At 73.2% G+C, this 10,056-nt stretch carries 2 protein-coding genes; both read right to left on the bottom strand.

What is annotated here, in order from left to right; all coding sequences use genetic code 11:
* The coding region (locus ABD256_RS43625; RefSeq protein WP_344432222.1) for an SDR family NAD(P)-dependent oxidoreductase at positions 1–7,875 on the bottom strand (7,875 nt) is incomplete at its 3' end.
* A 58-nt stretch (positions 7,876–7,933) separates the two neighbouring features.
* Positions 7,934–10,056: beta-ketoacyl reductase (locus ABD256_RS43620; protein ID WP_344432220.1), on the bottom strand; the 2,123-nt coding region annotated here is incomplete at its 5' end.

Below are 10,056 nucleotides of genomic sequence, written 5' to 3'. Positions count from 1 at the left end.
CACCGGCTGCACCACATCCACCCGGTCCAGCCCCGGCGCACCCTCGACCCCGGTGAGCACCTCGGTCAGCGACCAGTCCACAAACGACGCCAACGCCGCCTCACAGTCCCTAATGGACTCCGCGAACACCGGCGAAGACGCCAGCAACCCCATCGCCATACCCGCCCACTGCGAACCCTGACCGGGGAACACGAACACGACCCGGTCCCGCGCCCGTGCGAACCCGGACACCACGCCCGGTGCCACCTCGGCGCGGTCACCGGCCGCGATCGCCGCCAGTCCCGCGATGATCTCCGCGCGGCCGGCGCCCACCACCGCGGCGCGGTGGTCGAACCGGGCCCGGCGGGTCGTCAGGAACCGGGCCACCCCGGCCACGTCCGCTTCGGACTCCAGCACCGGGAGCACCCCGGCGGCCACGTCCGCCAGCGCCCGCGGATCCCGAGCCGAGAGCGGCACCAGTACCGGCCCGGCGATTTCGGATGCCTCGGGCACCACAACCGGTTCGGCGGGTGCCTGCTCCAGGATCACATGGGCGTTGGTGCCCGAGATCCCGAACGCCGACACCCCGGCCCGGCGGGCACGGCCCGTCTCCGGCCACTCGCGCGCCTCGGTCAGCAGCTCGATGTCACCGGCGGACCAGTCCACGTGCGACGACGGCGAATCCACGTGCAGGGTCGCGGGCAGCACCCCGCGCCGCAACGACTCCACCATCTTGATCAGCCCGGCCATCCCCGCGGCGGCCTGCGTGTGCCCGATGTTCGACTTGATCGACCCCAGCCACAACGGCTCGTCGCGGTCCTGCCCGTAGGTCGCCAGCAGTGCCTGCGCCTCGATCGGGTCACCGAGCTTCGTGCCCGTGCCGTGGGCTTCCACAGCGTCCACATCGGACACTTCGAGCCCGGCATCGGCCAGCGCCGCACGGATCACCCGCTGCTGCGACGGACCGTTCGGCGCCGTCAAGCCGTTCGACGCGCCATCGGAGTTCACCGCCGAACCCCGCACCACGGCGAGGACCTGGTGGCCCTTCGCGCGGGCGTCGGACAGCCGCTCGACCACCATGACCCCGGCGCCTTCACCCCACGCGGTGCCGTCGGCGGCCTCCGCGAACGCCTTGCACCGGTTGTCGGCCGCCATGCCGCCCTGCAGCTCGAACTCGGCGAACAGGCCGAGCGTGGCGAGCACGGTCGCGCCGCCGACCAGTGCCATCGAGCATTCGCCGCCGCGCAGCGCCTGCCCGGCCAGGTGCAGCGAGACCAGTGACGACGAGCACGCGGTGTCCACCGACACCGCGGGGCCTTCCAGCCCCAGGAAGTACGAGATCCGCCCGGAGGCCACGCTCGGCGTGACCCCGGTGACCATGAACCCGCGCGAGCCCTCGTCGGACTGGCCCACCACGGTCTGGTAGTACGAATAGGACAGTCCCAGGTAGACGCCGGTGTCGCTCTTGCGCAGCGTGTGCGGGTCGATGCCCGCGCGCTCCAGCGCCTCCCACGAGCATTCCAGGATCATCCGCTGCTGCGGGTCCATCGAAAGCGCCTCGCGCGGGGAGATCCCGAAGAACTCGGCGTCGAACTCGGTGGCCGAGCCGACGAAGCCGCCTTCGCCGCTTTCGCCGGTCCAGCCGCGGTTGTCCGGGAACGGCCCGATCGCGTCGGACCGGGATTCGACGAGCTGCCACAGGGCTTCCGGCGACTCGACCCCGCCGGGGAACCGGCAGGCCATGCCCACGATCACGATCGGATCGTCGTCGTCGCTCGTGACGGCGCGGACCGGTGAGGTGACCGCGGCGGTGTCGGCGCCCAGTCCCAGCTCGTCGAGCACGTAGGCGGCGAGCGTGGTGACGTCCGGGTAGTCGAAGACCAGTGTGGACGGGAGCCGGTGGCCGATCGCGCCGGACAGCCGGTTGCGCAGCTCGACCGAGGTCAGCGAGTCGAAGCCGAGGTCCTTGAAGCCGCGGCGGACGTCGACCTCCTTGCCGGAGCCGAACCCGAGCACCACCGCGACCTCGGCGCGCACCAGCTCGGTGACGTGCTCGGCGCGGTCGGCTCCGCCCATGGTGCGCAGGCGGTCGGCGAGACCGCCGGCCGGTGCCAGCGCGGACCGCGCCGCGGAACGGCGGCGGGCCGGGCGCAGCAGCCCGGACAGCAGCGGCGGCACCTGCTCGGCGACGGTCTCGGTGCCCCCGATCAGAACCGGGGCCAGCACGGGCTTTCCGGACCGGAGCGCGGCGTCGAGCAGTGCCATGCCGCTCCGCGCGGTGAGGATCCGCATCCCCGCGCGGCCCATCCTGGCGATATCGGTGCCGGTCAGCTTGCCGACCGTGCCGCCTTCCCACGGGCCCCACGCCAGCGACGTGGCGGGAAGGCCGTGCGCCTGCCGGTGTTCGGCGAGCGCGTCGAGCGCGCAGTTGGCCGCCGCGTGGTTGCCCTGCCCCGCGCTGCCGAGCAGGCCGGCGACCGAGGAGAACAGCACGAAGTGGCTCAGGTCCATGCCCGCGGTCAGTTCGTGCAGCAGCCACGCGCCGCCGAGCTTCGGTGCCAGCGCGCGCTCGATCCGCTCCGGCGTCAGGCCGGTGACGGTGGCGTCGTCGACGACACCCGCGGCGTGGAAGACGGCCGACACGGGCCCGCTTTCCGCCAGTACCGCGGAAAGGCTGTCGCGATCGGTGACGTCGCACGCCCGCACGCGGACGCGCGCTCCTTGCGCTGCCAGCTCTACAGTGAGATTTTCGAGGTCTTCGCCGCCGCCGGATCGGCTCAGCAGCACCAGATCGCGCACGCCGTGCTCGGCGACGAGGTGCCGCGCGAGGATCATGCCGAGATCGCCGGTGCCGCCGGTGATCAGCACGGGACCGCTGTCGAGCCGCCGCGGCATGCGCACCACGACCTTGCCGACGTGCCGCGCGCCCGCCATGAACCGGAATGCCTCGCGCACCCGCCTGGCAGGCCACACCGAGACCGGCAGGACGTCGATCTCGCCGTCCCGCAGCAGCGCCATGACCTCGTGCAGCATCTCGCCGGTGCGCTCGGGGCCCGCTTCGATCAGGTCGAAGGCCCGGTACCGCACGCCTTCGGGGTTCCGGAGATCGGTCTTGCCCATTTCGATGAACCGGCCGCCGTCGGCCAGCAGCCGCAGCGACGCGTCGATGAACTCGCCCTTGAGCGAGTTGAGCACGATGTCGACCTCGCCCGCCGTCGCGCGGAAGACGTCTTCGAACTCGCAGGTCCGCGAGGACGCGATCTCGTCGCCGGCGAGCCCGAGGCGACGAAGGTGTTCCTGCTTGCCGGGGCTGGCGGTGCCGAGAACCCTTGCGCCCCAGTGCTTCGCGAGCTGCACGGCGGCCATCCCGACGCCACCCGCGGCGGCGTGCACGAGCACCCGGTCCCCCGCCTCGATCCCGGCGAGGTCGTGCAGCCCGTAGTACGCGGTGAGGTACGCCATCGGCAGCGTCGCCATCTCGTCGAACGCCCTGCCGTCCGGGATCGGGGCGATCATCCGGACGTCGGCGACTGCGGTGGCGGCCAGTGCGGCCGGGAACATGCCGAACACGCGGTCGCCGACGGACGGCGACGTGACGTCACCGGCGACCTCGGTGACCACACCGGCGCCCTCGAAGCCGAGCGGTGCCACCTCGCCCGGGTACATCCCGAGCACGGTCAGCACGTCGCGGAAGTTCAGGCCCGCGGCGCGCACCTCGACCCTGACCTCGCCCGAGCGCAGCTCTCGCCGGTCGGCGCGGGTCAGGCGCAGGTCGCCGATGGCACCGGAGCCGGCCTTGGTGACGTGCCAGTCGCCGTCCGGGAGCGGCAGTTCGCTGCCGGGCTTGGCCAGCCGGAGGGTGAAGCACCGGCCGCCCCGCAGCACGGCTTCGGGCAGTCCCGACGCGAGCACCGCGGGCAGCAGGTCCACAGAGGACTCGTCGGCGTCGACCGCGGTGACCAGTCCCGGCTGCTCGTTCGCCACCGAGCGGAGCAGGCCCAGCACGGCCGCGGCACCGATGTCGACCGGGGGCTGGTCGCCCGCCGGGTCGACGACGACGCCCCCGCGCACCAGCACGAGCAGCCGGTGCGAAGGCTCGTCCTCGGCCAGCAGCGCCTGGACGGTTTCGAGGACGGCTTCGACCTTGTCCTGTGTGGACTCGCCGGTGAGGCCGATGACCCTGACCTCCGGCGCGGAGTCGTCGCCGCCGGTGAAGTCCGGCAGTACGGCGTGGTCGACGCCGTCGCCGAGCACCCACCGGCCCTGTTCGCCCGGTTCGGCCAGTTCGACGGCGACCCAGTCCGGTTCCAGCAGCGGTTCGGTGTCGTCCGCCGCGGTGAACTGGCCGGCCGAGACCGCGCGCATCACCACGCTGCCCGCGGACAGCACCAGCTCACCCGAGGCGTCGACCGCGTCGAGCGACACCACGTCCGGGGCGTCGGCCTTGACCCGCACCCGGAGCCGGTCGGCACCCGAGACGCCGAGTGCCACGCGGTCCCAGGAGAACGGCACCCTGGCGGTGCCGTCGGACACGAAACCCAGCCCCTGCAAGGCCGCGTCCAGCATCGCCGGGTGTACGCCGAAGGCACCGGCGGGCCCGCCTTCGGCGGGCAGCGCGACGTCGAGGTACGCCTCGCCGTCGCCCACCCACGCGGCTTCGAGGCCGCGGAAGGCCGGGCCGTAGGCGAAACCGCCCTCGGCGAGGTTCGAGTAGAACTCCGCGACATCGACGGCCGCGGTACCCGGCGGCGGCCACTGAGCCGCCCATCCGGTGTCCACAGTGGACGACTCGGTGGCGAAGGAGCCGGTGGCGTGCAATGTCCAGGCGCCGTCGCCGGACGGTGTTTCCCGCCTGGCGTGGACGCGGAACTCGTGGCCGTCGACCAGGATCTGGAGCTGTGTCGCGTCCTGTCCGGACAGGACGAGCGGCGCGGTCAGCGTGAGGTCGTCGAGGCCGTCGTGCCCGGTGAGATCGCCCGCGCGCAGGGCCAGCTCGACGAAACCGGTGCCGGGGAAGATCACCGAGCCGAGGATGTCGTGATCGCGCAGCCAGGGCTGGGCCTGCGGCGACAGGCGGCCCGACAGCACCCAGTGGTTCCCCGCCTCGTCCCCGCTGCCGGCGAGGCCGGTGATCGTGCCGAGGAAGGCGTGATCGCGCACGCCGCCGAGGCCGAGCGAGCGGGCGTCGTGGCGCGCCATGCCGGGACGCGGCCAGAACCGCGTGTGGTCGAAGGCGTAGGTGGGAAGGTCCACACGCGACGTTGCGGCGGCGAACGCGGCCCGCCAGTCGACGGCGAGGCCGCGCACGTGCGCTTCCGCGACCGAGCGCAGGAAACGGCGCCAGTCGCCTTCGCCGCGCTTGAGGGAGCCGACCACGGCGGCCCTGCCGTCGTCGCCGACGGTTTCGCCGAGCGCGGCCGAAAGCACCGGCTGCGGGCTGATCTCGATGAACAGGTCGTGGCCCGCCTCGGCGAGCGCGGCGACCACCGGCTGGAACCGGACCGTCTCGCGGAGGTTGCGGTACCAGTAGGCCGCGTCCAGCTCGGGTCCGGAAAGGACGGTGCCGGTCAGCGTCGAGTGGAACGGCACGTGGGACTCCGACGGCGCGAGACCGTCCAGCACGGCGAGCAGTTCGGTGCGGATCGCCTCGACCTGCGGCGAGTGCGAGGCGTAGTCCACCGGGATCCGGCGGGCGCGCACCTCGCGCGCGGTCCACCGCTCGACGAGGTCGTCGAGCGCCTCGGGGGCACCCGCGACGACGACCGAGGACGTGCCGTTGAGGGCGGCGATCGAAACCAGCTCACCCGCGCCCGCGGCGGCGATGTCGGCTTCGGCCCGTTCCGCGGGCAGCGCGACCGAAACCATGCCACCGGTGCCCGCGATGGCACCGAGTTCCTTGCTGCGCAACGTGACCACGCGCGCGGCGTCCTCCAGCGACAGCACACCCGCGACGCAGGCGGCCGCGATCTCGCCCTGGCTGTGCCCGACCACCGCGGCCGGTCGCACGCCGAAGGACTCCCACAGCGCCGCGAGCGACACCATCACCGCGAACAGCGCGGGCTGCACGACGTCGACTCGGTCCATCGAGGGCGCCGAAGGGTCTTCGCGCAGCACCGCGCGGAGCGACCAGTCCACATAGGGCGCGAACGCGGTCTCGCACGCGTCGATGCGCTCGGCGAACACCGCGGAGGTGCCGAGCAGGTCCGCGGCCATGCCCGCCCACTGGGCGCCCTGGCCGGGGAACACGAACACCGCTTCGCCGCCGAGATCGGCCACACCGGTCACCAGATCGGCCGAGGGCTCGCCATCGGCCAGCGCGCGCACCGCGCCGTCGAGTTCGGCGCGATCGGCACCGACGGCCACCGCGCGGTGGCGGAACCGCGACCGGCCGGCCAGTGCCGCGGCGAGTTCGGCGTGGGTGCCCGCCGCGCCGCCGTCGAGATGGGTCAGCAGCCGATCTGCCTGGCCGGTCAGCGCGGTTTCGGACGCCGCGGACAGCACCCACGGCACCACGGCCGGTTCGGGAGCCGGTTCTTCCCTTTCTTCAACGGGATCCGGGGCCTGTTCGAGGATGACGTGCGCGTTCGTGCCCGAGATGCCGAACGCCGACACCCCGGCCCGGCGGGGGCGGTCCGTCTCCGGCCAGTCCCGCGCCTCGGTCAGCAGCTCGACCGAACCCGCTGTCCAGTCCACATGCGACGACGGCGCGTCCACGTGCAACGTCGCGGCGAGGGCCCCGCGCCGCAGCGACTCCACCATCTTGATGACACCGGCGACCCCGGCGGCGGCCTGGGTGTGGCCGATGTTGGACTTCACCGAGCCCAGCCACAGCGGCTCGTCACGGCCCTGCCCGTAGGTCGCGAGCAACGCCTGCGCCTCGATCGGGTCACCGAGCTTCGTACCGGTGCCGTGCGCCTCGACGACGTCCACATCGGACACTCCGAGCCCGGCGTCGGCCAGCGCGCGCGTGATGACGCGCTGCTGCGAGGGCCCGTTCGGCGCCGCGAGCCCGTTCGACGCGCCGTCGGAGTTCACCGCCGAACCCCGCACCACGGCCAGTATCCGGTGCCCGTTCGCCCGCGCGTCGGACAACCGCTCCAGCACCAGCATGCCGACGCCCTCGGACCAGGTGATGCCGTCGGCCGATTCGGCGAACGGCTTGCACCGCCCGTCCGCGGAAAGCCCGCCCTGCTTGTCGAACTCGGCGAACGCGCCCGGCGTCGACATCACCGTCACGCCACCGGCCAGCGCCGACGTGCACTCGCCGCGCCGCAGCGACTGCACGGCGAGGTGCAGCGACACCAGCGAAGACGAGCACGCCGTGTCCACCGACACCGCGGGCCCTTCGAGGCCGAGCGTGTAGGCCACCCTGCCGGACAGCACCGACGCGATGTTGCCCGTCGCGATGTGCCCCGCCACCTCTTCGGCGGCACCGAGCGCGTTCAGCAGCGCCGGGTAGTCCTGCCCCGCGGTGCCGACGAACACGCCGACCTGCGACCCGGTCAGGTCCGCCGGCGAGAGGCCCGCCGTCTCCAGCGCCTCCCACGAGCACTCCAGCAGGAGCCGCTGCTGCGGGTCCATCGCGAGCGCCTCGCGCGGGGAGATGCCGAAGAACCCGGCGTCGAAGTCGCCCGCGCCGGGCAGGAACCCGCCGACCGCCGAAGTGGCTTCCCAGCCGCGGTCGCCCGGTACCGGGGAAATGGCGTCACGGCGTTCGGTGACGAGATCCCACAGCTCGGCGGGCGAGGAGACGTCACCGGGGTAGCGGCAAGCCATGCCCACGATCGCCACGGGTTCGCCGCGCTCGTCCTCCAGGCGGCGCACCCGGTCCTTGGCTTCCCTCAGGTCGGCTGTCGCGCGCTTGAGGTAGTCGCGGAGTTTCTGCTCGACGCTCAACGAAAACACCTTCCTGGGGTACGCCGGGCCTCCGGCGGCCGTGCCACCGACACCGCGCTCAACCGCGGCCGAACTCGCTCTGGATCAGGGCGAGCAGTTCGTCCGCACCCGCCGCTTCGAGATCGTCGCCGTCCGGGGTCGTGGCGTCGTGCTCGTCGACGAGGTGCTCGGCCAGGTGCCGCAGCCGCCGCGCGATCTGGCCCCGTTCGGCCTGGTCGCACCGCAGCTCGGCCAGCGAACTTTCGAGCTGGTCGAGTCCGGTGTGGATCGTCTCGTGGGTGGTCGTGGGAATCAGCTGCCGGTGCAGGTGACCGGCGAGGGCGGTGGCGTTCGGGTGGTCGAAGATCAGGGTGGCCGGCAGTGCGAGCCCGGTCGCCCTGCCGAGCGCGTTGCGGAGGTCGACCGCGGTCAGCGAGTCGAACCCGAGATCACGGAACGCCTTCTCCGTGGCCACGAGCTCGCCCGGTGCATAACCTAGGACGGCCGCTGCTTGGGTAGTCACCAATCGAAGTAGGTGTTCCCCTTGTTCCGCGCGGGTTAGACTCCCCAGCCGTTCGGCGAACCCGTCCCCGCTTTCCGACGGCCCGGCGAGCGCCGCGGCGGCTTCGGGGATGTCGCCGATCAGCGGGCGCGGCCCGGTGGCGGCGAAGGTGGCGGCGAACCGCTCCCAGTCCAGGTCCGCCACGGCCAGGAACGACTCGTCCGCCGCGAGCGCGTCTTCGAGCACGTCGAGCGCGGTTTCCGGCGGCATCGGCCGCACCCCGCGGCGGGACAGCTCCAGCGACGCCGTCTCCTCGGTGGCCATCCCGACCTCGCCCCACGCGCCCCACGCGATCGAGAGCGCGTGCCGCCCTCGCGCGCGGAGTTCGCGGACGAACCCGTCGAGGAAGGCGTTGGCCGCGGCGTAGGCGCTCTGCCCGGCGCTGCCCCAGACTCCCGCGTTCGACGAGAACACCACGAAGGCGTCGAGATCGGCACCGAACGCCTCGTCGAGGTTGCGGGCGCCCAGCACCTTGGCCGCGCAGACCCGCGGCCATTCGGACAGGTCCGACCCGGCGATCGGCACGGTGTCCACGACCCCGGCCGCGTGGAACACGGACCGCACTTCGACGCCCTGCTCCCGGAGCTGCCCGGCCAGCGCCAGCGTGGCGTCGCGGTCGCTGACATCGCAGGACACCGCTTCCACCCGGACCCCGCGCTCGGCGAGTTCGGCTCGCAGCCCGGCGACGCCGGGTGCCTGGCCGCCGGAGCGGCTCGCGAGCACGACCGTGGTCGCGCCCCGGTCGGCGAGCCTGCGGACGAGCCTCGGCCCGATGCCGCCGGTACCGCCGGTGACCAGGGTCGCGCCGTCGAAGGTGACGGCCTCGTGGACGGCGGTGTCCCCGCGATCGCGGACGAGCCGCCGCGCGAGCACCCGCCGGCCGCGGACCGCGAGCTGGTCTTCGTCCCCGGCCGCGCGCAACGCCCAGGCAAGGGCGGCGGCGTCCGGCGACTCGGGCAGGTCGATCGAACCCACGCGGGGTTCCCCGGTCTCCAGCGTGATCACGCGGAGCAGGCCGGACAGCCCGGACTGCACGGGATCGGCCCCGTCCCCGGTCGCCGCGCGGGTGAGGTGCCAGATCGGGACGTCGGGACCGGCCTCGGACACGGCCTTGGTGAACGCGACGGTGCGGGTCCAGGCCAGCGCGACACCCGGTGAATCCTCGCCCGGTGTCGTGCCCAGCAAGGAAAGCACCGCGTCGCACGGCCCGGCCTCGGCCAGTTTCGCGGCGAGCTGGTCGGTGCCGCGGATCTCGGCGATCTCGCCGTCGGCGCGCAGCGCGTCGAGCACTCCGGCGAGCCATGCCTCGTCACCGTGGTCGGGCAGGACCACCACGCGTCGTCCCGCGGCGCCGACGAGCGGGCCGGTTTCCAGTGCCTTCCAGGAGATCCGGTACCGCCAGTCCGCGCCGGGCCGCACCGCGGCGGCCGGTGCCACCGGCTCCGGCCAGTAGTCCCGGTGCCGGAACGGATAGGTCGGGAGCGCGACGGGGACGGGGTTTTCCGGGGCGGGCCAGGTGATGGGGGTGCCGGTGACCCAGGTCTGCGCGGCGGAGAGCAGGAAGCGGTCCCAGTCGCCGTCGTCGCGGCGCAGGGTCGGCACGACCGTGGCGCCGGTGGTGTTTTCGGTGTGGGTGGCGA

It is taken from the genome of Amycolatopsis minnesotensis, from assembly GCF_039529815.1.
Taxonomy (GTDB): Bacteria; Actinomycetota; Actinomycetes; order Mycobacteriales; family Pseudonocardiaceae; genus Amycolatopsis; species Amycolatopsis minnesotensis.
The sequence above is the reverse complement of the archived record's forward strand: the minus strand, read 5'-3'. Positions and strand labels throughout refer to the sequence as shown.